Genomic DNA, 22921 nt, shown 5'->3' with positions numbered 1-22921 from the left:
CCGGCGTCAGACCTTCTCGCGGATCCGGGCGGCCTTGCCGCTGAGGTTGCGCAGATAGTAGAGCTTGGCCTGGCGCACGTCGCCGCGGCGCTTGACCTTGATGCTCTCGATCAGCGGGCTGTAGGTCTGGAATACGCGCTCGACACCGGTGCCGTGGGAGACCTTGCGCAGGGTGAACGCGGAATCCAGGCCGCGGTTGCGCTTGGCGATGACCACCCCCTCGAAGGGCTGCAGCCGCTCCCGGGTCCCCTCGCGGACACGGACCTGCACCAGCACCGTATCCCCGGGACCGAACTCGGGCACGTTCTGCCCCAGCGCCTCGATCTGTTCCTTGTTGAGCTCGTCGATGATGTTGGTCATGCCGTTTCCCCTGCCGATTCAGACCGGGGCATCCCGGTCGCCGGTTCGATACTCGTTGATGAACTCCCGCAGCAACCTGCGGCTTTCCGTATCCAGTTCCTGTCGTGCCAGCAGCTCCGGGCGCCTGAGCCAGGTCCGCCCCAGCGCCTGCTTGCGGCGCCACCGGGCGATCGCCTGGTGGTCGCCGCCGAGCAGCACCGACGGCACCGTCATGCCGTCGATCGTCTCCGGACGGGTATAGTGCGGAAAATCCAGCAACCCGTCCGTGAACGAATCCGCCTGGGCGGAATCCTCGTGCCCGAGCGCCCCGGGCAGCCAGCGGGCGACGGCATCGATCACCGCCATCGCCGGAATCTCGCCGCCGCTGAGGACGAAATCCCCCAGCGACAGCTCGTCGTCGATCTCCGTGTCCAGCAGCCGCTCGTCCACGCCTTCGTAGCGCCCGCACAACAGGATCACCCGTTGTTCCGCCACCAGCTGCTGCACGTCCGCCTGCTGCAGGCGCCGCCCCTGGGGGCTGAGGTACACCACCCGCGCCGGCGGCCCGGCCGCGCCGCGCGCGCGCCGGATGGTCGTGCGCAGCGGCTCGACCTTCATGACCATGCCCGGGCCGCCGCCGTAGGACCGGTCGTCCACCGTTGCGTGCCGGTCCGTGGCATCCTGCCGCGGATCCCAGGTCTGCAGCTCCAGCAGCCCCTGGCGGGCGGCGCGGCCGGTCACCCCGTAGTCAGTCACGGCCCGGACCAGCTCGGGGAACAGCGTGATCACGTCAATCCGCATGTCCCCTCCACGGGCACCGCCCGTTTCAGAATTCCGGGTCCCAATCCACTTCCATGAACCCGGCCTGCAGATCCACCCGCAGGACGAACTCGTCCGGGACCATGGGGATCAGCCGCTCCCGCTCGCCCTCGACCACCAGCACGTCGTTGGCGCCGGTCTCGATCAGGTGCGAGACGGTGCCGAAATCCTGGCCGTCCCGGTTGTACACCCGCAGACCCTGCAGGTCGGCCCAGTAATACTCGCCCTCATCCAGCGCCGGCAGCTGCTCCCGGGGAATCGCGATCTCCCGGCCGATCAGGCCGCGGGCCTGGTCGCGGTCGTCATACCCGGCCAGGTGGGCGACCACGGAGCGCCCCTGGCGCCGCCCGGTCTCGAGATCCAGCTCCTTCCAGCCGTGGTCGCTCCAGACGTGCCAGCGGCTGTATCCGAGAATGTTCTCCCGGGGGTCGGTGAAGGAGTAGACCCGGATCCAACCGGCCACTCCGTAGACACCCGACACACGCCCGAGGACGATCAGCTCGCCGGTCTCATCCACCACGACGGCTCACCAGGTAGCGGGCAGGCGGCCTCAGGCGCTGACCTGCTGCTCCTTGCGGGCGCGCTTGATCAGGTGATCCACGCGCTCGGAAGGCCGTGCGCCGTGCTCGAGCCAGTGATCCACGCGCTCCAGGTTCAGGCGCAACGGCTGGTTCGCCTCCTGCCCCCGGGCGACCGGGTTGTAGAAGCCCAGCCGCTCGATGAAGCGGCCGTCGCGCGGCGCGTGGTTATCGGTCACGACCACGTAGTAGAACGGATTTTTCTTGGCGCCGCCACGTGCCAGACGAATGGTAACCATGGTTTGACTATCCCTCAGAGCTGCCCGGAAAGCGGTCAACCCGCTGCTTCGGTGAATCGCGCATTGTACTGAAATTCAGACGCATGTGAAGGGTGTACCGCCACTGCGGCTGTGCGGCTCGCCGGCTTCCGGTATAGTCGGGCGCATTCGCAACCTGCACGTGGATAAACGACCATGGACACACCCAATCAGACCGACCCGGCCAGCATCCTGGCGCGCTGGCAGGAGGAGGCCGCGGCCATCCGTGCACGCCAGGGCCAGCCCGGCACCAACGACGTGGCCACCATTGCCCGCTACACGGGGCTCGAGTTCCTCAACGCCATCATCGCCGGCGAGCTGCCCTACCCGCCCATCGGCGGCACCCTGGATTTCCTGCCCATCCACGCCGAGACGGGACGGGTGGTTTTCCAGGGCACCCCGGCCGCGGCGCACTACAATCCCATCGGCTCGGTCCACGGCGGCTGGGCGGCCACCCTGCTGGATTCCTGCGTCGGCTGTGCAGTGCAGTCCACCCTGCCCCGCGGCAAGGGCTATACCACGCTGGAGCTGAAGGTGAACTACGTCCGCGCCCTGACCCCGGAGACCGGGCCGGTGCGCGCGGAAGGCACGGTCATCCACGCCGGCGCCCGCGTCGCCACGGCCGAGGGCCGCCTCACCGACCCGTCCGGCCGTCTCTACGCCCACGCATCGACCACCTGCATGGTCATGGATCTGCCCGGTTCCTGAGGGTCCGGCGGGCGGGGATGACTGATCGGGCGACTTTGCGTAGCGCCGGAGCGCAGGGCGTCCGGCCCCGAAGGGGTGGCGGCAGGGATGCCGCCACCGGCTGTCAGCACAGGGATGTGCTGTCAGCCGGCCAGCCCGGAGCGGAGGGTAGGCTCCCTGCTTCAACCGAAGCAGGGAGCCGTAAGCGGAGCTCCGGAGCCCGATCAGTCATCCCCGCCCGCCGGGCACTCAGGAGCCGCGGAGACCAATCCCGAGATACCCCTCCAGCTCGCCCAGCGCCGCATCCGGATCGCCGACCTTGATGGTGGCCATGCCGAGCTCCCGGGCGGGCTTCAGGTTGACGCCCAGGTCATCCAGATAGACCACCTCTTCCGGCGCGACCGCCATCACCTCGCAGGCGTGGCGGTAGATCCGCGGGTCGGGCTTGCGCAGGCCGAGCCGCGACGACTCCACCACGTGCTCGAACCGCGCCATGACCTCCTGGATCGCCGCCGCCCGGTCCGCATCCACCTGCATGCCCGGGCCCTCGCCGGCGCGCACGTTGTTGGTGATGCACGCCACCCGGTAGGCGGCCCGGATGCGGTCCAGCGCAGCCACCATCTCCGGGCGCAGCTCGCCGGCGAGCAGGCGGATGACGTCGCGCCCGGGCACCGGATGGCCCGCTGCCCGGCTCTCCGCCTCGAAGGCCGCGTCGAAGGCGTCCAGATCCAGCTCGCTGCGCTCGAAGCGCGCCCAGGCATTGGTATCCGGGTTCGTGGCGTTGATGGTGCGCAGGAAGTCCCGCGGCAGCCCGTGCTCGTGCTCGTAGCGCTGGAAGTTCTCGAACGGGCTCGTGGTCAACACCCCGCCGAAATCCCAGAATACCGCCCTGATGGCCATGCCGTGCCCCGACTGCTTGTGAACGCCGCATTATTCGCAACCGCCCGCAACAGCGCAAGCAGCACAGCGGCCACGTGTTGGCTATGCTTGCAACAGGTTCCCAACCCGATCGGGAGGCGTAGTAATGGAAACGAGGCTCGGCACGATACTCAAGGAAAAGCCCCAGGCCCTGTTCACCGTGGCAAGCGACGCAACGGTACAGGAGGCGGTGGACATCATGTCCAACAGCAACGTCGGCTGCATCATGGTCATGGACCACGGCCGGCTCATGGGGCTGTTCACGGAGCGGGACCTCATGAAACGCGTCATCCACGCCGGGCTGAACCCGCGACAGACCGCGGTACATGACGTCATGACCACCGAGATCGCCACGGTGACGCCGGCCCTGACCGTCGGCGAGGCCATGGCCCTGTGTACCGACAAGCGCCTGCGTCACCTGCCCGTCTACGACGGCGATACGCTGCTGGGCATCGTCTCCGCCGGAGACCTGACCAAGTGGGCGATCAGCGAGCAGGAGCACACCATCGACGACCTGACCCGCTACATCTACGGCGAACGCGCCTGAGGAAACCACACGCATGGGCGATCCGGAACTGGGCGTCATCGAGGGCTACTACGGTCCCCCATGGTCGTGGCAGGCGCGCCGCGAGGTCACCGCGCTGCTCGCCGGGCACGGCTACCGCTTCCATCACTATGCGCCCAAGGCCGACCCCCACGTCCGTGACGACTGGACGAGCCCCTGGCCCGAGGCCGCGCGGCAGGAACTGACGGCGTTCGGGGAGCACTGCCGGGAACACGGCACGCGCTTCGGCGTGGGCCTCAGTCCGGCCGGGCTGCAGGCCGGGCTCGACGATCACGGCCTGGCCGCGTTGCACCGGAGGCTGCTGGAGATCAACGAGCTCGGCGTCGACGACCTGGTGCTGCTGTTCGACGACCTGGCGGGGGACGCCCCCGACGGCCTGGCGGGGCGCCAGATCGAGCTCGCCCACCGGGCGGCGGACACCACCACGGCCACGCGGATCTTCCTCTGCCCCACGTACTATTCCGACGATCCGCTGCTGGATCAGCTCTTCGGCCCGCGGCCGGAGCACTACCTCACGGAGCTCGGGCGCGGCCTGGACCGCGGCATCCGGGTGTACTGGGCCGGCGAGGAGATCTGCCCCGCGGAGATCACCCTGGGCGAGCTGCGCCCGGTCACGGAGCAGCTCCGCCGCCGGCCGGTCCTGTGGGACAACTACCCGGTCAACGACGGGGCCGTCATGGGCCAGCACCTGCACCTGCGGGGCTTCACCGGCCGTCCCTCGTCCCTGGCCAATGCCGTCGCCGGCCACGCCATCAACCCGGCGCTGCAGCCGTGGCTGAGCTGCATCCCGGCGCTGACCCTGCCCGCGAGCTACCGCGCCCACGCCAGCTACCGCTACGCCCGGGCCCAGCGCCAGGCCGCCGAGACGGTCCTGGGCGCGGAGCTCGGCGCCCGGGTCATGGCCGACCTGGCGCTGCTGGTCGACCGCGGCCGCGATCGCCTGACGGACGGTGAGCGCGGCGAGCTGCGGGCCCGCTACGCGGCCTACGACCATCCCGCGGCGCGGGAGATCGTCGACTGGCTTGCCGGGGCGTACGGGCTGGCGGGGGCGCCCACCGGGGCGTGACGGCGGGCGCAACGTCGCGGCTGAAGCCGCTCCTACACTGCCGGGCATGCCGTGGGCCGGGTCAGGGCTCCAGGCTCGGGGTGCTGCGCAGGTCCAGGCGGCGCCGCAGGTAGCGGGCCAGGGCATCCACGCCGATGTTCAGCAGCGCCGTGATCAGGATGAGCACCATGGCCCGGTCGAAGCGGATCTCGCTGATGGCGCTGTCCACGTAGAAGCCCAGGGTCGTGATCCCGAGCATGCCGAGGATGGCCGTCTCGCGCATGATGATCTCCCAGCGGTAGAACAGGAAGGCCAGGAACGGCCCGTAGACCCGCGGCAGGATCTCGAACGCATAGCGGCTGAGGCCGCGGCTGGCATCACGCCGCAGCTCGATCTCGTTGCTCCGGTGGCCGATGAGATGGCTGATGATGCCGCCGTTGTGAATGGCCAGCGCCACCACCGCCGGCAGCATGGACGGCCCCCACATCTGCAGCAGGATGAACGCCAGCATGTACTCGGGCGTGGAGCGGAACACCACCAGCAGGACATGCCCCAGGGTTCCGCCGAGCATGCCGGTGAAATGCCGGGAGATCAGCGGGAAGGCCAGCAGGGCCAGCAGCCCCGTGGCGACCAGCGCGATCTGGGTGAGCACGACGGTGTGCCAGATGCCCGGCAGGGCCTGGTTGATCAGCACCTCGTGGAGCCACGGACCCATGCCGGCCCAGCCGGCGCCGTCCTGCAGCGGCGCCGGCACGATGTCCTCGGTGAAGAAGCGCCCGACGTTGCTCCAGACGATCGGCAGCCCCGAGCCCAGCAGGAACGGCGCCGCCAGCAGGTACAGCGGCAGCAGGCGCGGTCGCAGCCACAACCGCAGCGTGGCGATGAGCACGTAGAACACGATCAGCAGCGCCCCGACCTCGCTGTAGTAGCCCTCGGAGAAGGACGACTCCAGGTAGAACCCCAGGGTGGGCAGGCCCACGAACCCCAGGATGGCGCTGGAACGCAGCCCGCACTCCAGCCGGTAGCTGGTGTAGCGCACCAGGTGCGGCCATGACAGCGGAATCCGGGTGAACAGGTATGCTGCCAGCGTGCCCGTCCCGTGGGGCAGGCTGCGCTCGGGCAGAGCGTCGCTCTCGTCCAGGATCTCGGCATAGACCTTGCCGAACACCCCGGCGAACGGGATGGCGATGGCCAGCACCCCGCTGAGCGGATGGAAGCCGAAGAACTGCAGGAAAATCAGTGCCCAGAACAGCTCGTGGATGGCGCGCACGAAGGCGCAGAACACGCGCACGACCCGGAACCGGAACAGCAGGGCGAGGAAGAAGCCGGCCACCACCGCCAGCGCCACGCCGGTGATGGCGAACGCCAGCGTCCGGATCACGGCGACGCCGAGCTCGTCCACGGCCATGAAATCGGGGGTGACGAAGCCGGCGACGAAGCGGCCCAGATCGATCCAGGGGTCGGAGGTGGAGATGCCCAGGTCCGCGAACGCCAGGCAGATCAGGGCCACGACCACGAACCCCAGGGTCGTCCGGACAGCAGCGGATTGCAGCATGGGGACTCGTACCTCCCGAGGCAGCCGAGGGTGCCGTGCCGCCGGCGGCGCTACAGGCGGGCGCTCAGCGCGCTGTCATCGAGCGTGTCCGCCGCTCCCGCTGCGGTCTCGCCCTCCCCCCGGTACAGGGGCAGCAGATCGGCCGCCCGCAGGCGGCTGCTGGCCTCGTCCACCATCACCACGCCGTCGCCGATGCCCACCACCCGGTCGGTGAAGCGCAGGGCCAGCTCGACGTCGTGCATGGCGAGCACGGCGGTGGCGTAGTTGCTGGTCAGCGCCCGCATGGTGACCTCCGCCAGCGGCCCGTCCAGCGCGGAGACGGGCTCGTCCGCCAGCAGCATCTGCGCCCCCTGGTAGATCGCCCGCGCGGCGGCCACCCGCTGGCGCTGGCCGCCGGACAGCTCACCGACCCGCGCGCGCAGCTTGTCCGCCATGGCCAGCTCCTCCAGCAGCGCGGTGACGGCGCGTACCTCGCGACGGGCCGGCCAGGCGAGATTGCGCAGGTTATACCAGGTGGACTCCGCGGCCAGCCGCCCCATGTAGACGTTGTGGAAGACGCTCAACGTCTCCACCAGCCCCAGCTGCTGCGGCAGCAGGGCGCACTGCGCGCGCCAGCGGTCGTACATGAGCCCGAGCAGCGTTGACTTGCCCGCGCCGCTGCGGCCGACGAGCGCCACCCGCTCCCCGGGCCGGATGGTCACGCTCAGGGGGCCGATGACGCGCGCGCCGCCGTAGGAGGCGCTGACATTGTCCAGATGCAGGGGCTGCATCAGTCCAGCAGGTCGAGCTCGCGGGCGAGCTGCCGGATGGTGTCGTAGTCGGCGTTGTCGACCGGAATGAAGCCGCTGCGCGGGAAGCTCTCCAGCAGCTCCGGGTCGTCCATCGCCAGCAGGGCCTGCCGCACCCGCTCGGTGAATCCGTCACCGAAGCGCTCGTCGACATCGCCGCGGATGGTCCACTGGTAGTCCTTGTACGTGGGCGTCTCCCAGATCACCTGCACGTTGTCGGTGTCCACGCGGCCCGCGTCGACGGCCTTCTCCCAGGTGGTGTAGTTCACCGCGCCCACCTGGTAGGCGCCGGACTCGACCAGCGCGATGGTGCGGCTGTGATTGCCGCTGAAGCCGACGCGGCTGAAGATCTCTTCCGGCGCCGCGTCGAACTGCTCCCGGATGTAGTACTCCGGCATCAGGCGACCGGAGGTGGAGCCCTTGGAGCCGAAGGTGAAGGTCCGGTCGCGGATGCTCTCCGGCAGGGCGTCCTCCGCCGGCTCGATGCCCGTGTCGCGGTTGGCGATGAAGTACGTGCGGAAGGCGGCGTCCTCCTCGCCCTGGGCCAGGGCCTGCGAGCCGGGCACGGCCTGGCGCGCCTGCACGCCGGACAGGGCGCCGAACCAGGCGAGCTGGACCTGGTTGTTGCGGAACGCGGTCACCGCTGCGGCGTAGGACTTCACCGGCACGTAGCGCACGTCCACGTCCAGGCGCTCCTCCAGGTAATCGGCGACCTTGGTGAAGCGTTGTTCCAGGCGGGTTTCGTCCTCGTCGGGAATAGCGGTGAACACGAACGTCTGGGCGCTGGCCGTGGCGCAGCCCAGCGCCAGGACCAGGGCTATGCCGTAGACGATGTGCTTGAACACTCCGTAGCGCAGGAACTTGTACATGATGATCTCCTGTCGTGTCGTTGTCGTGGCAGCAATCCGGCGGGGCGAAGCACCCCGCACGCAGGTGGTGGCAGTACCGCTGCTATACCGCGCAGGTGCGGAACCCGGCAAAGATATCGTTGCGGTCCGGCGTGAAGTAGTTGCGATGGCCGTTGTGCACCAGCCGGCTGCGCGTGGCCCATGCCCCGCCCCGGAGCACGTGCCGGCCTTCCTCGAACCAGGGAGCAGAATAGTCCTTGTACAAATCCGCTTCAAATCCTGGATACGGCTTGAACAGCGAGGCGGTCCACTCCCAGACATTGCCCAGCATCTGGCGGCATCCCATGGCGCTTTCACCTTCCGGGAAAGCCGCCACATCCACGCAGCCCAGCCGGTGACCGTCCATGTTGACCAGCGACGGGCTCGGCGGCGTATCGCCCCACGGGTACAGGCGCTTGCCCGGCACCAGGGCGTTGCCGTCCGCGGCCGGGACCCGGCTCGCCGCCACTTCCCACTCGGCCTCCGTGGGCAGACGGCGCCCCGCCCAGCGGCAATAGGCCTCGGCCTCATGCAGGCTGACGAAGCACACGGGGTGATGCGGCTGCAGCGGGACCCAGCGGTCGAACCAGCGGATCTCCCAACCGTCCTCGCCGCGGCGCCAGTACAGGGGCGCCTCCTGGCCCCGCTCGCGGCACCACCGCCAGCCTTCCTCGCTCCAGAGCTCGGCGCGACGGTAGCCGCCGTCTTCGACGAATGCCGCGAACTCGGCGTTGGTCACCGGCGCCCGGGCAATGACGAAAGGCGCGACCTCCACGGTGTGAGGCTGCTTCTCGTTGTCGAACCGGAACGGCACGCTGTCGTCGGAACCCAGCAGATGCGCGCCGCCGGGCACGCGGACATCGCCGCGCAGCGATCCGGTGACCTCCACCGGCGGCGGCGTGACGCCGTCGGTGAACTCCGGCGGCGGATACCCCAGGGTCTGCCGGGTGTAGGTGAACGCCTCCGCGTGCATGTCCTCGTGGAGGACGGTGAGCTGGTAGACGTAGCTCTCCGCCTCGCTGGCCTCTCCCTCCGGCAGCCGCGCCACCATGGCGTTGCGCACCGACTCCAGGTAGTCCAGGGTTCCCTGCATGGTGGGCAGGGGCAGATCCCAGCGGTCGTCGTGGTGGATGCTGCTGGAGTCGTACAGCCGCTCGGCGTCCGGCTGCTGGTAGTCCGGCAGGCCGTGGAGCGTGCGCAGCGCGAAGTAGTCGTGGAAGAAGCCCACGTGCCCGACCTCCCACAGCGGGGGGTTGACGATGCGCAGGTTGGGTCCGAACTGGCGGTCCCCGGTGAGGTCCCGGGTGAGATCCAGGGTGCGCCGCCGTGCGTCGTCCACCATGCGCACCAGGTCCCGGGCGTGAAGGCGCCGGGTTGCGGGAACATCGATCGACTCGGTCATGACACTCGCTCCGCGTTACGTTCGTTCTGAGGAGATGCCGACCCCATGAACATCGCCCTGATCACTCCGGCCGGCCGCCAGTCCCGCGCCGGCAATCGCGCCACGGCCACCCGTTGGGCGCGCTTCCTGCGGCGCCTGGGTCACCGCGTGCAGGTCGCCGAGACGTGGGACGAGCGCGGCGCCGGCCTGATGATCGCGCTGCACGCCTGGCGCAGCGCGGACTCCATCCGCCGGTTCAGCGACCGGCACCCGGGGCGCCCACTCATCGTGACGCTGACCGGAACGGACATCTACCACTTCCAGCATAGCGACCCGGAGGTCACCCTGGACAGCATGGACCGGGCCCACGCGCTCATCGGCCTGCATGACCGGGTACACCGAGACATTCCAGCACGTTTCCGCCGGCGTCTGCACACGGTTTTCCAGTCCGCCGAGCCGCTGCCCCGGCGCCTGCCGCCGGTGAAATCGTGGTTCGATGTGTGCGTGGCCGGCCACCTGCGCGAGGAAAAGGACTCCCTGCGGGCCGCGTATGCGGTGCGCGACGTGCCGGACAACTCGCGCCTGCGGGTCATCCACGTGGGCAAGCCCCATGACAGCGAGTGGGAAGCGGCGGCGCGCACCGAGGACCGCGACAATCCCCGCTTCCGCTGGAAAGGGGAAGTCCCCCACGGCGAGGTCCGCCGCCTCATGGCGCGTGCCCGGCTCATGGTCATGAGCTCGGTCATGGAAGGCGGCGCCAACGTGGTCTCCGAGGCCTGCGTCGCCGGGCTGCCGGTGATCGCTTCGGACATCTCCGGCAATCGCGGGCTGCTGGGGGACGACTACCCGGGCTACTACCCGGCCCGGGACACCGAGGCGCTGCGTGAGCGGCTCCTGCAGGCCGAGCGCGACCCGGACTACCTGGAGTCGCTGCGCGCTCACTGCGCCTCCCTGGCACCGCTGTTCCGCCCCGAGGCCGAGCGCGACGGCCTGGCCCGGGTCGTCGACCGGGTCAGCCCACCAGGGTAATCGGCTCCAGCGCCTCGCCCTGGGGCAGGATGCGCCCAACGGCCGCCGTGTGCGGATAGCCCAGCGCCCGCAGCGCCTGCACGCACGCCTCGGCCCGCTCCGCCGGTACGCTGGCCATCAGCCCGCCGGCGGTCTGCGGGTCGAAGATCAGCGGGTAGCGCGGGTGGTTCACCATGTCGGACTGGTTGCGGATGGCGCGGCGCAGCCGCACGTTGGCCGGCTGCAGGGAGCTCAGCACGCCGGCGGCCACGGTCTCCTCGGCGCCGTCGAGGACGGGCAGTGCCGCGAGGTCGACTTCCGCATCCACTTCCGAGGGCCGGGTCATCTCCACCAGGTGCCCGAGGACGCCGAAGCCGGTGATGTCCGTGCAGGCCGTCGCGCCGTACTGGTGCAGGCAGGCCGCCGCCTGCCGGTTCGACTGGCACATGGACGCCAGCGCGCCGTCGATCCAGCGGCCCCGGGCCTGGAGCTTGGCGTGGGCGGCGAACAGCGTGCCCGTGCCCACGGGCTTGGTGATCACCAGCACATCCCCGGGGCGCATGCCGCCCTTGCGCATGATGGCGTCCAGGTCGTCATCCACCAGGCCGTTGACGGCGAACCCCAGGGCGAGCTCCCGGCCCTCGCCGGTATGGCCGCCCACCAGGGCGCAGTTGGCATCGTTGAGGATCTCCAGGGCCCCGGACATCATCTGGAAGACGGTGTCCTCCACCTTCGACTCCAGCCCCGTGGGAATGGTCGCCACCGCGGTGGCGGTCTGGGCCTCGGCACCCATGGCGAAGATGTCGCCCAGGGCATGGTTGGCCGCCACGCGGCCGAAGACGTAGGGGTCGTCGAGAAAGGCCCGGAAGAAATCCACGGTGTGGACCATGGCCTTGCCCGGGGGCACGCGCACCACTGCGGCGTCGTCGGGGGCGTGCAGCCCCACCAGCACGTCGTCGCGCTGGGCGGGCTGCAGCATGCCCAGCGCCCGGGACAGCGTCGAGGCCCCCACCTTGGCGCCGCAGCCGCCGCAGCGCATGGCCACTGCGGAGATAGCCTGGCTCGCCTCCTCGCCCTCGAGCTGCACCGGGGAGCGCTGCTCCGGCGCCTCCTCCTCCATGGCGGGCAGCTCGTTGAACTTCGCCATAAAGCGCCGGTCGATCCAGTCTTTCCACCGCCACACCCAGTCGCCGCTGAAGCCCACGGCGCCGCGGGAGGCCACCGCATGCCGGTCGCCGGTGCTGATCAGCGCCAGCCACCGGGACTGCGGATGGTACGGCTTCAGCGCCCGCCCCTCGACGGCGCGGCGCAGATTCGCCGCCAGGGGCTTGCCCTGGCGCACGGCGAACACCCCGGCCTTCTCCCGCGGATGATTCACCATGGTGGCAATGTCGCCGGCGGCGAAGATGCGCGGATCCGTCACCGTCTGCAGCGTATCGCGGACCTGGATGAAGCCCTGCTCGTCCAGCTCGAGGCCGGTGGCCCGGAGCCAGGGGGCACCCCCGGCGCGCGTCACCCAGACGATCTCGTCGGCGTCCAGCGTCTCCCCGGAAGCCGTCCGCAGCCGGCCGGCGCTCACCCGATCCACCTCGGCACCGCAGTGCACCTCGACACCGCGCTCGGCCAGCACGCGCTCGAACCGGCGGCGCACGGAGCCGTTGTGGGTGGACAGGATGCGCGGGCCGCTGTCGAACAGGTGGAAGACCAGCTCGTCGGGGTTGCGGCCCAGGGCCCGCAGCTCGTTGCGCAGGCGGTACTGCATGGCCAGGGTCAGCTCCACCCCGCCGGCACCGGCGCCGACCACGGCGATCCGCGTCTCCCCCGGGTGACCGCGCACGCGCTCCAGGAGCAGCTGCCAGCGGTCGTTGAAGCGGTGGATCGGCTTCACCGGCACCGCGTGGTCCTCGGCCCCCGCCACCTGCTGCACCTGGGGCGTGGAGCCGATGTTCACGGACAGCTGGTCGTACGGGATCGGCGGGCGCTCGCGGCACAGCACCTGCCCCCGGGAGCGGTCGATGCCCACGGCTTCATCCCGGAAGAAGCGTGCGCCGGCGAACTCGGCGAGCGTGCGCAGATCGATGTGGACGTCGTCGTAGCTGTAATGCCCGGCGATGTAGCCGGGCAGCATGCCCGAGTACGGCGTGTGGGTGTCGCGGCAGACGAGATTCAGCCGCACCCCGGGCACGGGCTTCATGCCGAAGCGGCGCAGTACGCCGATGTGGCTGTGGCCGCCACCGACCAGGACGATATCGCGGAGAACCGGCTGTTCCGGGGTTTGCATGAACGGCACTCACTGTCGCACGGGTGAATGACGCGGCGCGCCGCCGCAGCGTCCCTGCCGGCGTGGGTCGCGCCGCGCTCGCGGCGCCTTCAGGAACGCTGGCCGCGGTCCTTGTCGTTCTGGGACTGGATGGCTTCCCGGGCCTGCTGCCACTGCTCGTCGGTCCACTCGCGCAGCTCGTAGAAATTGCCGCCGGTGGCCAGGGAGCCGCCGCCGTCCATGGTGACGGTCTGGCCGGTGAGCCACGGGCAGCCGTCGGACAGCAGGAACGTGGCGAGATTCTGCAGCTCTTCCATGGTGCCGCACCGCCCCATGGGGTTGATGCGGGCAGTCCGCTGGCCCGGCTGCTCGCCGGGGTTGAGGCGCTTGCTCATGCCTTCCGTGGGGATCTCGCCGGGGGCGATGGCATTCAGGCGGATGCCGTAGCCGCCCCATTCCGTGGCCAGGGACTTGGTCATGGTGTTCACCGCGGACTTGCTCATGGCCGAGGGCACCACGAACGGCCCGCCGTTCTCGACCCAGGTGACCACGATGGAGACCACGCTGCCCGGATGGCCGCCGGCGATCCAGCGCTTGCCCACCGCCTGGGTCACGTAGAACGTGCCGTGCATGACGATGTTGGCGATGGCGTCGAACCCGCGCGGCGACAGATCCTGGGTGCGGCTGATGAAGTTGCCGGCGGCGTTGTTCACCAGCCCGGTCAGCGGACCGTCCTCGAAGATGGCGGCCACCATGTCGTCCACCGCCTGCGGATCGCGGATATCCAGGCCGAACGGGGTCACGCTGCCCCCGTGGCGCTCCTCGAGCTCGCGCGCCGTGTCCTCGCACACGGACCGGCGCCGGCCGCAGATGTACACGTCCGCGCCCAGCTCCAGGAATTTCTCGGCCATGCCCCGGCCCAGGCCGGTGCCGCCGCCGGTGACGAGGATGCGCTGGCCATGGAACAGATTCGGCTGAAACATCGGTCGTCCTCGCGTTGCCCGGCGCCCTCGGCGGCGCCGGAAAAGGTGCGCCTACAGGGCGCCCAGGAACTGCCACACGGAGCCCATGCTGGTGCCGTTGGCGTGAACCGTGCCGTCACGCAGGGCGAGCTCCGTACTCACCTCACCGTCCTGGAGCACGATCAGGCCCTGCTGCTCCAGCGCCGCCAGCCGGTCGCCGGTCGCCTCGCCCTTGGCGGTACCGGTCATCTCCGAGAACAGCGTGCGGACACGCTCTTCCGGGCCCGACAGCTGCAGCTCGATGAGCAACCCGTTGATCAGCGCCATGGGATTGTTCATGTCCGGCCGGCCCGCCGTCCATTCCGCGCTGGCGCTGCCGCTGAACGGCCCCTCCGGCGTTTCCAGGTGCAGCTCATCCATGGCCAGCCGGGGGTTGGCGGCAAGCAGGTCCGGCCAGATGTTCATGAACCGGGAATTCAGCTCCTGCGGCGTCAGCTCGCCCCGCTCCATCGCCTGGCTCCACTCGACCATCTGCTCGATGGCGGCCTGGTCGAGGTTGCCGCTGCTCACGCGCAGCCTGCCCTCGGAGAACGTCCCCCGGGGCGTGTCCACGGACTCGGCGGACAGATCCATGCTCCCCTGGAGCAGCCCGTCCTCGGCATCGCTGGAAGCGGTCAGGGTCACGCCGTCGATGGCCACCGTCTCGTCGGCCTCCTCGATGCGGATGCCGTCGACCTGCATCTCGGTGGAGCCGGTCCACAGCCACGACGACAGCGCACGCGCGTCGCTGCGGAACGTAACCCCGGAGATCTCCGCCCGCGCATCCGGCCCCTCCACAAGGAAGCTGTCCATGGCGCCGTCGCCCTCCATCCGGTCCATGGCGGCGCTCACCTGCGCCGTACCGTTCAGCCCGGAGAAGGACATGTGCACGTCGTCCTGCTGCCATTCCCGCGCGGGGCTTGCGTAGCGCATCCGGCTGCTGCCGTCGAACGCCACGAAGGTGTCCGCGGTCAGCAGCGGCTTGTCGCCGGCCAGGCCGGGATACGCCGCCGCCGTCTCCTCGCTCGGCCGCACCACCGACTCGACCCGCGCCGCGCCGAGCACGGAGTCGCCGCCGAGCAGCACCGGGCCATGGTGGATGGTGTCTTCCTCGACGAACACCAGCCTTTGCACCTCGCCCTTGGCGTTGTTCCCGCCCACGGTGATGGCCAGCTCGGTGCGCGCCGTGGACTGCCGCATGCCGCGGTTGTACTCCCTGGAGACGACCTCCAGCCGCGGGTCCTCGGCGATGGTGTCCCAGGCGGCCTGGTGCTGCTTCTCGGCAACGCCGCCCGCCCAGTGCGGCAGGGCGAACGCCGCGCCGCCGGCGGCGACGACGACAACCAGGCCGGTGGTGAGAATCGTACGTTTCATGGCTCCCTCCTATGTGGGTCCGTGTGCGGAATGCACGGTCGGTGTCAGGCCTGGAGCGCCTGATCCAGGTCCCAGAGAATATCATCCGCGGTCTCGATGCCCACGGACAGGCGAATCATGTCGGGGCTGACGCCCGCCACCCGCTGCTGCTCCTCGTCCATCTGCCGGTGGGTGGTGGATGCCGGATGGATCACCAGGGTCTTGGCGTCGCCGACATTGGCGAGATGGCTCAGGAACTGGCAGCTCTCGATGAAGCGCACGCCCGCCTCGTGCCCGCCCTTGACGCCGAAGGTGAGAATCGCGCCGGCGCCCCGCGGCAGGTACTTGCGCGCCAGGTCGTGGTAGGGATTGCCCTCGAGGCCGGCGTACTTCACCCAGCTCACCCGGGGGTGCTCCTGCAGGTAGCGGGCCACGCGCAGGGTGTTGTCGCAGTGGCGCTCCATGCGCAGGGGCAGCGTCTCCACGCCCTGGATCAGCAGGAAGGCGTTCATGGGCGACAGCGTCGCCCCCAGGGTGCGCAAAGTCTCCACGCGGCACTTGGTGATGAAGGCGAAATCGCCGAAGGTCTCGTAGAAGCGCACCCCATGGTAGCCCTCGGAGGGCTCGATCATCTGCGGGAAGTTGCCGTTGTCCCAGGGGAAGCTGCCCGACTCCACGATGACCCCGCCCAGGGTGGTGCCGTGGCCGCCGATAAACTTGGTGGCCGAGTGGACGACGATGTCGGCGCCGTGCTCGATGGGCCGGCACAGGTGCGGGCTGGCCAGGGTGTTGTCCATCACCAGCGGGATGCCGGCATCGTGGGCGATATCCGCCACCGCCCGGATGTCCAGCACATTGCCCAGCGGGTTGCCGATGGTCTCGGCATACAGGCACTTGGTACGCGGCGTGATGGCCCTGCGGAAGTTCTCCGGGTCGTTCGGGTCCACGAAATGGACGGTGATCCCCATCTTGCGGAAGGTCACCTGGAACTGGCTGAACGTCCCGCCGTAGAGCGTGCGCGCGGCGACGATCTCGTCGCCCTGCTCGCACAGCGTCAGCAGCGCGGTCATCTGCGCGCTCATGCCCGAGGCCACGGCGAGGCAGGCGCGCCCGCCCTCCAGGGCGGCGATGCGCTCCTCCAGCACCGCCGTGGTGGGGTTGTTCATGCGGCCGTAGATGTTGCCGAAGGTCTGCAGGTTGAACAGGCTGGCCGCGTGGTCCGTGCTGTCGAACACGTAGGACGTGGTCTGGTAGATGGGCACGGCCCGGGCGCCGGTGGCCGCGTCCGGGATGTGCCCGGCATGCAGGCACAGGGTCTCGAAACCGAATTCTCTGTCACTCATGGGATCCGCGCTCCCCGGGGTGGATCAGCAGGGTATCAGAAGGGGACGTGGGCCGGCCGCTTCGCCGAGATCACGCCGGTGTTCACGCCCATCCAGTTCAGGCCGCCGAACAGCCGCCCGTACTCGATCTTCATGCAGCGGTTCATCACCACCTCCAGGCCGGCCTCGCGCGCCCGGGCCGCGGCCTCCTCGTGGACGATGCCGATCTGCATCCAGACCACCTTGGCACCGATGGCAACGGCCTCGTCCACCAGCGCCGGCACCTCCTCGGGCCTGCGGAAGATGTCTACCACGTCCACCGGCTCTGGAATGCTGCGCAGATCCGGGTAGCTGCGGCAGCCGAGGATCTCCGGGTAGACGGGATTCACCGGGATGACATTGTAGCCGTGATCCAGCAGGTACTTGGCCGCGAAGTAGCTGGGCCGGTACCAGTTGGCCGACAGCCCTACCACCGCCACGTTGCGGTAGTCGGCCAGAATGCGCCGCAAGCGGCTGATCTCGTCCGTCATGATCCGCTCTCTCCTTCCGGGGGTCGCCACGTTTCCGGGATTCTCGCCCAGGCAGCGGCGTCGTGTCATCTGCCGTTTGGCCGCCGTCCCGGCGGTGGTACGCTCGTGGACACGGCACACCAATAACACCGGTACGGAAAGACGGAGGAGACGCGGGCATGTCCGGAGGCACCGACATCTACGAGCAGCACCTGGCGCAGAACCCGGCCAACTACGCGCCGCTGACCCCGCTGACGTTCCTGGACCGCACGGCGTCCGTCTATCCCGAGCACACCGCCGTCATCCACGGCGACACGCGCCGCACCTGGGCACGAACCGCCGAGCGCTGCCGGCGCCTGGCCAGCGCCCTGGAGCGGCGCGGCATCGGCAAGGGCGACACCGTCGCCGCCATGCTGCCCAACATCCCGGAGATGCTGGAGGCGCACTTCGGCGTGCCCATGACCGGTGCCACCCTCAACGCCCTGAACATCCGGCTGGATGCCGAGGCCATCGCCTTCATGCTCGACCACGGCGAGGCATCGGTGATCCTGGTGGACCGGGAGTTCACGCCGGTGATCCGCGACGCCCTGGCTCAGGTGCGACACGACATCCTGGTGGTGGACGTCAACGACCCGGAATTCGACGGCGGCGAGGCCATCGGCCCGCTGGACTACGAGGCGCTTCTCACCGAGGGCGATCCGGACTACCGCTACACGCCGCCCGCCGACGAATGGAACGCCATCGCCCTGAACTACACTTCCGGCACCACCGGCAACCCCAAGGGCGTGGTCTACCATCACCGGGGCGCCTACCTGAACGCGGTGGGCAACACCATGGTCTGGGACATGGCCGGCCACCCGGTCTATCTCTGGACCCTGCCCATGTTCCACTGCAACGGCTGGTGCTTCCCCTGGACCGTCACTGCCTGCGCCGGCACCCACGTCTGCCTGCGGCGGGTGGAGCCGGTCCGCATCCTGGAGCTGATCAAGGCCCACGGCGTCACCCACCTGTGCGGCGCGCCCATCGTCCTCAACGGCCTGCTGAACGCCCCGGACGAGGCGAAACAGGGGATGGAGCACGAGGTCAAGATCATGACCGCCGCGGCCGCGCCGCCGGCCCAGGTCATCGCCGGCATCGAGGCCATGGGCTTCCGCCTGACCCACGTCTATGGCCTCACGGAGGTCTACGGGCCGGTGACGGTATGCGCCTGGCACGAGGAGTGGGACGAGCTGCCCGTGGAGCAGCGCGCCCGCGTCAAGGCCCGCCAGGGCGTGCGCTACCACACCCTGGAAGGGGTCATGGTGGCCGACTCCGAGACGCTGGAGCCGGTCCCCCAGGACGGCGAGACCATGGGCGAGATCTTCATGCGCGGCAACACCGTCATGAAGGGCTACCTCAAGAACCCCGAGGCCACCGACAAGGCCTTCTCCGGCGGCTGGTACCACACCGGCGACCTGGCCGTGTGGCACCCGGACGGCTACGTGGAGATCAAGGACCGGCTCAAGGACGTGATCATCTCCGGCGGCGAGAACATCTCCACCATCGAGGTGGAGGACGTCCTCTACCGCCACCCGGCGGTGCTGGAGTGCGCCGTGGTGGCCCGCCCCGACGACAAGTGGGGCGAGACCCCGTGCGCCTTCGTCACCCTGCACGCCGGCCACGAGGACACCACCGCCGAGGACATCATCGCCTTCTGCCGCGACAACATGGCCCATTTCAAGGCGCCGAAGACGGTGGTCTTCGAGGAGCTGCCCAAGACATCGACCGGCAAGATCCAGAAGTTCGCGCTGCGCGACCGCGCGCGGGAGCTGGCGGACTGATGAGTACCATTGACGGGTCACCCAATGCGCGCCGTGCGGGTGCGGGAGGGTCCGGTTCGGGCGACTCGCGCAGCGCCGGAGCGCAGGGCGCCCGGCCCCAACGGGGTGGCGGCAGGGATGCCGCCACCGGCTGTCGGCACAGGGATGTGCTGTCAGCCGGCCAGCCCGGAGCGGAGGATAGGCTCCCTGCTTCAGCAGAAGCAGGGAGCCGTAAGCGAAGCTCCGGAGCCCGAACCGGACCCTCCCGCGCCCGCACGGCCCCCGAATGAGCCTGACGAATCGACGGAGGAAACCATGAGCCAACCCGCCCCCAACACCGAAAGCCCCATCCGGGTACGCCAGGAAGGCGCCATCGCCCGCGTCGGCTTCAACGAGCCCGACCGCTACAACCCGCTGCGGGCCGACGTCATCGAGGCCCTGCACACCGCCCTGGATGCCATCGCCGCCGACGACAGCATCCGCGTCGTGATCCTGGATGCCGAGGGCAAGGCCTTCTCCGCCGGCCACGACCTGCGGGAAGTCCGGTCCACCGAGGATCGCGCCGCCCACCAGGCCCTGTTCGAGCGCTGCAGCGCCTTCATGCAGCGCATCGTCAGCCTGCCGCAACCGGTGATCGCCCAGGTCCAGGGCATTGCCACCGCCGCCGGCTGCCAGCTCGTCGCCACGGCGGACCTGGCCGTCGCGGGCCGCTCGGCGCGCTTCGCCACCTCGGGGATCAACCTGGGGCTTTTCTGCAGCACCCCGGCGGTGGCCGTCAGCCGGGTGGTTCCGCGCAAGAACGCCCTGGAGATGCTGTTCACCGGGGACTTCGTCGACGCCGAGGAAGCCGCCCGGCTGGGGCTGGTCAACCGCGTGGTGGACGACGACGCCCTGGCCGGGGCCGCCACCGAGCTGGCGGAGAAGATCGCCGCCCGGCCGCCGGAAGCCATCCAGGCCGGCAAGGCGCTGTTCTACCGCCAGAGCGACAAGGACCTGGCCGGCGCCTACACCGATGCCTCGGAGACCATGGCCTGCAACATGGACACCGAGGCCGCCCGCGAGGGCATCGATGCGTTCCTGGAGAAGCGCAAGCCGCGCTGGTGAGTACCGCAGCCGCTGCACAGGGATCACCGTAGAGGTGGCTGCGCGGAACTCGCTGTAGGAGGGGCTTCAGCCCCGAGCCGGTATACCTGTCGGGACTGAAACCCAGCATTCAGCCCGTCAGGCTGCGGGCTCACGGATGGGTTATTCCGGGTGCGGGGTTCCGGGTTGCGGCTCCGAGCTCCGCTTACGGCCCCTGCTTCGCAGGAAGCAGGGGCCTATCCTCCGCTCCGGGCTGGCCGGCTGACAGCACATCCCTGTGCTGACAGCCGGTGGCGGCATCCCTGCCGCCACCCCTTCGGGGCCGGACGCCCTGCGCTCCGGCGCTACGCAAGTCACCGCAACCCGGAACCCCGCACCCGGAATAACGCGCAGGTATCCGCCGTTCACTCGGCTTTGGAGGAAGTCCGTCGCGCAGCTTCAGCTGAAGCGGCTGAAATCCGGCTGGCGCTTCTCGAAGAAGGCGGCCACGGCCTCCTGGTGCTCCTCCGAGACCAGGCCCGCGTTGAAGGCCTCGCTCTCGCGGGCGATGGCGTCGCGCAGGCGCTCCTGCTGGAAGGCGCTGTTGATCAGCCGCTTGGTGGCGCGCAGGGCCTGGGGCGGCAGGGCGGCCAGCTTCTGCGCCGCGGCCATGGCCTGCTCGTCCAGCTCGGCGTCGCTGCAGCTCATGGAGACGATGCCCAGCTCCCGCGCGCGCTCGCGGTCGAAGGCCTCGCCCAGCAGCAGCGTGTGACTGGCCTTCACCCGCCCGGCGAGCATCGGCAGCAGGTAGCTGCTGGCGAACTCCGGCACCAGCCCCAGGCGCGCGAACGGCAGGGAGAACGTCGCCGTGTCGCCGGCGGCGACCACGTCGCAGTGGAGCAGGATCGTCGTGCCGATGCCCACGGCATGGCCGCGCACCGACGCCACCAGGGGCTTGTCGAAGTCCACCATGTCGTCGATGAGCTTCATGGCCGGCGGCTTCTCGCCGCTGGCCACCCGCTCCGCCGCCCCGGGACCGAAGTCCTGCAGATCGTTGCCGGCGGTGAAGTTCTCGCCCGCGCCCTGGAGCAGCACCGCGCGCACGTCGCCATCGCTGCGTGCCTCGCCCATGGTGGCGCGCAGCGTGTCATACATCTCGCCGGTGAGCGCATTGCGCTTGTCCGGCCGGTCCAGGGTGACGACGAGCACGCCGTCATGGCGCTCGGTACGAATGCTCATGCCTGTCCTCGGTTATGGGTCGCAATGACCCGCGCACGGCCGCGGGCTCGCGGTGCGCGCGGGCATGGGGACGATCGGTGTCAGAAGTCCTGCTTCGCCAGCCAGGGCACGATGCGCTCGAAGGCTTCCTCGATCTTCTCCATGGAGGTCGAGTAGCTGATGCGCAGGGAATTGCTGCAGCTCTCCCCGAAGGCATCGCCGGGCACGGTGCACACCCCGGTCTCCTGGAGCATGCGCAGGCAGACCTGGTTGGCGTTGGCGCCGTGGGGCAGCGACGGGAAGATGTAGAACGCCCCCTGGGGCCAGTAGCCCGTCAGGTGCGGGGTCTCGCTCACCAGCTGGACCACGCGGTCGCGCCGCTGGGCGTACTCCTGCACCATGTCGTCGATGCAGCTGCGATCGCCCTTGAGGGCGGCGATGCCCGCCCACTGGGCCGGGGTGTTGGCCACGGTGGTGGTGAACATGTGGTAGCGCCGCAGCTTCTTGATGGCCCCCTGGCTGGAGATGATCCAGCCGATGCGCAGCCCGGCCATGCTGAACGTCTTGGAGAAGCTGCTGGCGACCATGACGTTGTCCAGGTCCATGGCGTGCCGCAGCACGCTGGGGTACTCCATGTCGTCCAGCAGCAGGTGGTCGTAGACCTCGTCGCTGAACACGTAGACGCCGCGGTACGCGGCCTCCTGGCAGATGGCGTCGATGGTCTCCGCCGGGTAGACCGTCCCGGTGGGGTTGCTCGGCGAGTTCAGCACGATGCCGTAGGTGCGCATGCCGATGTTGTCGATCACCTCCTGGGGATCGAGCTGGTGACCGTGCTCGGCGCGCGTGGGAATGTACTTCACCTCGCCGCCGTTCATGCGGATGAGCGGCGCGTACAGCAGGAACGTCGGGTCCGTGACCAGGAACTGGCGGCCGGGCGCCGAGGTCGCCGTCAGCGCCAGGTACATCGCCTCGGTGCAGCCGGCGGTAATGAGGATGTTGTCTTCCGTGAGCGTGCGGTTGTAGCGCTGGCTGTAGTACTCGGCCAGGGCCGTGAGCAGCTCCGGCAGCCCGGCGTCCATGGTATAGCCCGTGTGCCCTTCTTCCAGCGCCTCGATGTAGGCATCGACGATGTGCCGGGGCGTGGGGAAGTTGGGCTGGCCGATGGACAGATGCACCACATCCTCCATGCTGGCCGCCAGATTCACCATCTTGCGGATCCCGGCCACCGGAATGGCACGAAGCGCCGGCGCCCAGCTCGCGTCCCGTACGTCGTCCAGATCCTGGGCATCGGTCTCGGTGGGATTGACTGCCATGGTTCCTCCGCAGGGACGATCGGTGCACGAGCACCGTGCGCGCACAAACACTGGGCTGATCAGCCGGAGCGTATGCCCCTGCGCAGCACCGGGTCAAGCATTCTCAAAGCCCATCGTGGCGGGGCCTGAGAGGGTGCGGTTGACGGCCGCATGGCCGCTGTATAACGTCGGCTCAGTATCCCGTTTCGACCGGCATCCACGAAACCGGCCCAGCCCGACACGCACGCGCGGCCGGTGCCGCCATCGCAGGAGCCCGA

22 protein-coding genes are annotated in these 22921 nt (G+C 69.5%); 6 read left to right on the top strand and 16 right to left on the bottom strand.

Translation table 11 applies throughout. The features are described from left to right. Nucleotides 1–6: 6 nt before the first annotated feature. The 4 genes from rplS to rpsP are packed head-to-tail and all read right to left on the bottom strand — an operon-like array spanning nucleotide 7 to nucleotide 1975. On the bottom strand, nucleotides 7–360 hold the full coding sequence (gene rplS, locus QWY84_RS15280; RefSeq protein ID WP_290203714.1) for a 50S ribosomal protein L19: 354 nt from the start codon (nucleotides 358–360) through the stop codon (nucleotides 7–9). Between the two features lie 18 nt (nucleotides 361–378). Beyond that, the gene (gene trmD / locus QWY84_RS15275) at nucleotides 379–1140 is read right to left on the bottom strand and encodes a tRNA (guanosine(37)-N1)-methyltransferase TrmD (RefSeq protein WP_290203712.1); all 762 of its coding nucleotides are present in this window, start codon (nucleotides 1138–1140) and stop codon (nucleotides 379–381) included. Nucleotides 1141–1165: 25 nt separating this feature from the next. Further along, nucleotides 1166–1675, bottom strand: coding sequence for a ribosome maturation factor RimM (gene rimM, locus QWY84_RS15270; protein WP_290204052.1), 510 nt, complete (start codon nucleotides 1673–1675; stop codon nucleotides 1166–1168). 33 nt (nucleotides 1676–1708) lie between these two features. Beyond that, nucleotides 1709–1975: a 30S ribosomal protein S16 gene (rpsP, locus tag QWY84_RS15265; protein WP_290203711.1), complete on the bottom strand. Its 267-nt coding sequence runs from the start codon at nucleotides 1973–1975 to the stop codon at nucleotides 1709–1711. Between the two features lie 174 nt (nucleotides 1976–2149). Between rpsP and QWY84_RS15260 the strand changes: the two genes are divergently transcribed. Next, nucleotides 2150–2701, top strand: a complete 552-nt coding sequence (locus QWY84_RS15260) for a PaaI family thioesterase (RefSeq protein WP_290203709.1) — start codon at nucleotides 2150–2152, stop codon at nucleotides 2699–2701. 228 nt (nucleotides 2702–2929) lie between these two features. Here QWY84_RS15260 and QWY84_RS15255 read toward each other — a convergent pair whose 3' ends face one another. Further along, nucleotides 2930–3580, bottom strand: coding sequence for an HAD-IA family hydrolase (locus QWY84_RS15255; protein WP_290203707.1), 651 nt, complete (start codon nucleotides 3578–3580; stop codon nucleotides 2930–2932). Nucleotides 3581–3704: 124 nt separating this feature from the next. On the opposite strand from QWY84_RS15255, the gene QWY84_RS15250 reads away from it, so the two are divergent. Further along, entirely contained in the window at nucleotides 3705–4145 is a 441-nt protein-coding gene (locus QWY84_RS15250) for a CBS domain-containing protein (protein WP_290203705.1), read from the top strand. Between the two features lie 13 nt (nucleotides 4146–4158). Next, complete coding sequence (locus QWY84_RS15245; RefSeq protein ID WP_290203704.1) at nucleotides 4159–5229, top strand: beta-N-acetylglucosaminidase domain-containing protein; 1071 nt, start codon at nucleotides 4159–4161, stop codon at nucleotides 5227–5229. Nucleotides 5230–5290: 61 nt separating this feature from the next. Here the strand turns inward: QWY84_RS15245 and QWY84_RS15240 are convergent, their stop codons facing one another. The 4 genes from QWY84_RS15240 to senA all read right to left on the bottom strand — a co-directional run bounded on the left by QWY84_RS15240 (nucleotide 5291) and on the right by senA (nucleotide 9840). Further along, entirely contained in the window at nucleotides 5291–6763 is a 1473-nt protein-coding gene (locus tag QWY84_RS15240) for a PhnE/PtxC family ABC transporter permease (protein ID WP_290203703.1), read from the bottom strand. A 50-nt stretch (nucleotides 6764–6813) separates the two neighbouring features. Further along, on the bottom strand, nucleotides 6814–7533 hold the full coding sequence (locus QWY84_RS15235) for an ATP-binding cassette domain-containing protein (protein ID WP_290203702.1): 720 nt from the start codon (nucleotides 7531–7533) through the stop codon (nucleotides 6814–6816). After that, nucleotides 7533–8420, bottom strand: coding sequence for a putative selenate ABC transporter substrate-binding protein (locus tag QWY84_RS15230; RefSeq protein WP_290203700.1), 888 nt, complete (start codon nucleotides 8418–8420; stop codon nucleotides 7533–7535). Before QWY84_RS15230 ends, QWY84_RS15235 begins: the two co-directional genes overlap by 1 nt. Before the next feature lie 82 nt (nucleotides 8421–8502). Next, on the bottom strand, nucleotides 8503–9840 hold the full coding sequence (senA, locus tag QWY84_RS15225; RefSeq protein WP_290203698.1) for a selenoneine synthase SenA: 1338 nt from the start codon (nucleotides 9838–9840) through the stop codon (nucleotides 8503–8505). Between the two features lie 45 nt (nucleotides 9841–9885). Here senA and senB point away from each other — a divergent pair, with 45 nt between their 5' ends. Continuing rightward, nucleotides 9886–10848: a selenoneine biosynthesis selenosugar synthase SenB gene (senB, locus tag QWY84_RS15220; RefSeq protein WP_290203696.1), complete on the top strand. Its 963-nt coding sequence runs from the start codon at nucleotides 9886–9888 to the stop codon at nucleotides 10846–10848. Here the strand turns inward: senB and selD are convergent. From selD to QWY84_RS15195, 5 genes are all read right to left on the bottom strand, one after another. Further along, nucleotides 10832–13108: a selenide, water dikinase SelD gene (selD, locus tag QWY84_RS15215; RefSeq protein WP_290203695.1), complete on the bottom strand. Its 2277-nt coding sequence runs from the start codon at nucleotides 13106–13108 to the stop codon at nucleotides 10832–10834. The two genes, senB and selD, sit on opposite strands and share 17 nt — an antisense overlap. A gap of 89 nt (nucleotides 13109–13197) precedes the next feature. Next, complete coding sequence (locus QWY84_RS15210) at nucleotides 13198–14070, bottom strand: SDR family oxidoreductase (RefSeq protein ID WP_290203694.1); 873 nt, start codon at nucleotides 14068–14070, stop codon at nucleotides 13198–13200. Nucleotides 14071–14121: 51 nt separating this feature from the next. Then, on the bottom strand, nucleotides 14122–15462 hold the full coding sequence (locus tag QWY84_RS15205) for a YdgA family protein (RefSeq protein WP_290203692.1): 1341 nt from the start codon (nucleotides 15460–15462) through the stop codon (nucleotides 14122–14124). A 44-nt stretch (nucleotides 15463–15506) separates the two neighbouring features. Next, a complete protein-coding gene (locus tag QWY84_RS15200; RefSeq protein WP_290203690.1) occupies nucleotides 15507–16784 on the bottom strand; it encodes an O-acetylhomoserine aminocarboxypropyltransferase/cysteine synthase family protein in 1278 nt (425 codons plus the stop codon). A gap of 35 nt (nucleotides 16785–16819) precedes the next feature. Next, nucleotides 16820–17293, bottom strand: coding sequence for a CoA-binding protein (locus QWY84_RS15195; RefSeq protein WP_353959899.1), 474 nt, complete (start codon nucleotides 17291–17293; stop codon nucleotides 16820–16822). 158 nt (nucleotides 17294–17451) lie between these two features. Between QWY84_RS15195 and QWY84_RS15190 the strand changes: the two genes are divergently transcribed. Both QWY84_RS15190 and QWY84_RS15185 read left to right on the top strand, forming a co-directional pair. After that, nucleotides 17452–19092 (top strand): acyl-CoA synthetase, encoded by a 1641-nt coding sequence (locus tag QWY84_RS15190; RefSeq protein WP_290203688.1) that lies wholly within the window; start codon nucleotides 17452–17454, stop codon nucleotides 19090–19092. Between the two features lie 294 nt (nucleotides 19093–19386). Beyond that, on the top strand, nucleotides 19387–20175 hold the full coding sequence (locus QWY84_RS15185) for an enoyl-CoA hydratase (RefSeq protein ID WP_290203686.1): 789 nt from the start codon (nucleotides 19387–19389) through the stop codon (nucleotides 20173–20175). 417 nt (nucleotides 20176–20592) lie between these two features. Here QWY84_RS15185 and QWY84_RS15180 read toward each other — a convergent pair whose 3' ends face one another. Next, nucleotides 20593–21372 carry an enoyl-CoA hydratase gene (locus QWY84_RS15180; RefSeq protein ID WP_290203684.1) on the bottom strand — a complete coding sequence of 260 codons (780 nt, stop codon included), beginning with the start codon at nucleotides 21370–21372 and terminating at the stop codon, nucleotides 20593–20595. 80 nt (nucleotides 21373–21452) lie between these two features. After that, nucleotides 21453–22664, bottom strand: coding sequence for a pyridoxal phosphate-dependent aminotransferase (locus QWY84_RS15175; protein WP_290203682.1), 1212 nt, complete (start codon nucleotides 22662–22664; stop codon nucleotides 21453–21455). Nucleotides 22665–22921 lie beyond the last annotated feature (257 nt).

The organism is Aquisalimonas lutea, from assembly GCF_030409225.1.
GTDB lineage: Bacteria > Pseudomonadota > Gammaproteobacteria > Nitrococcales > Aquisalimonadaceae > Aquisalimonas > Aquisalimonas lutea.
This window is presented reverse-complemented; position numbering and strand designations above follow the sequence as displayed.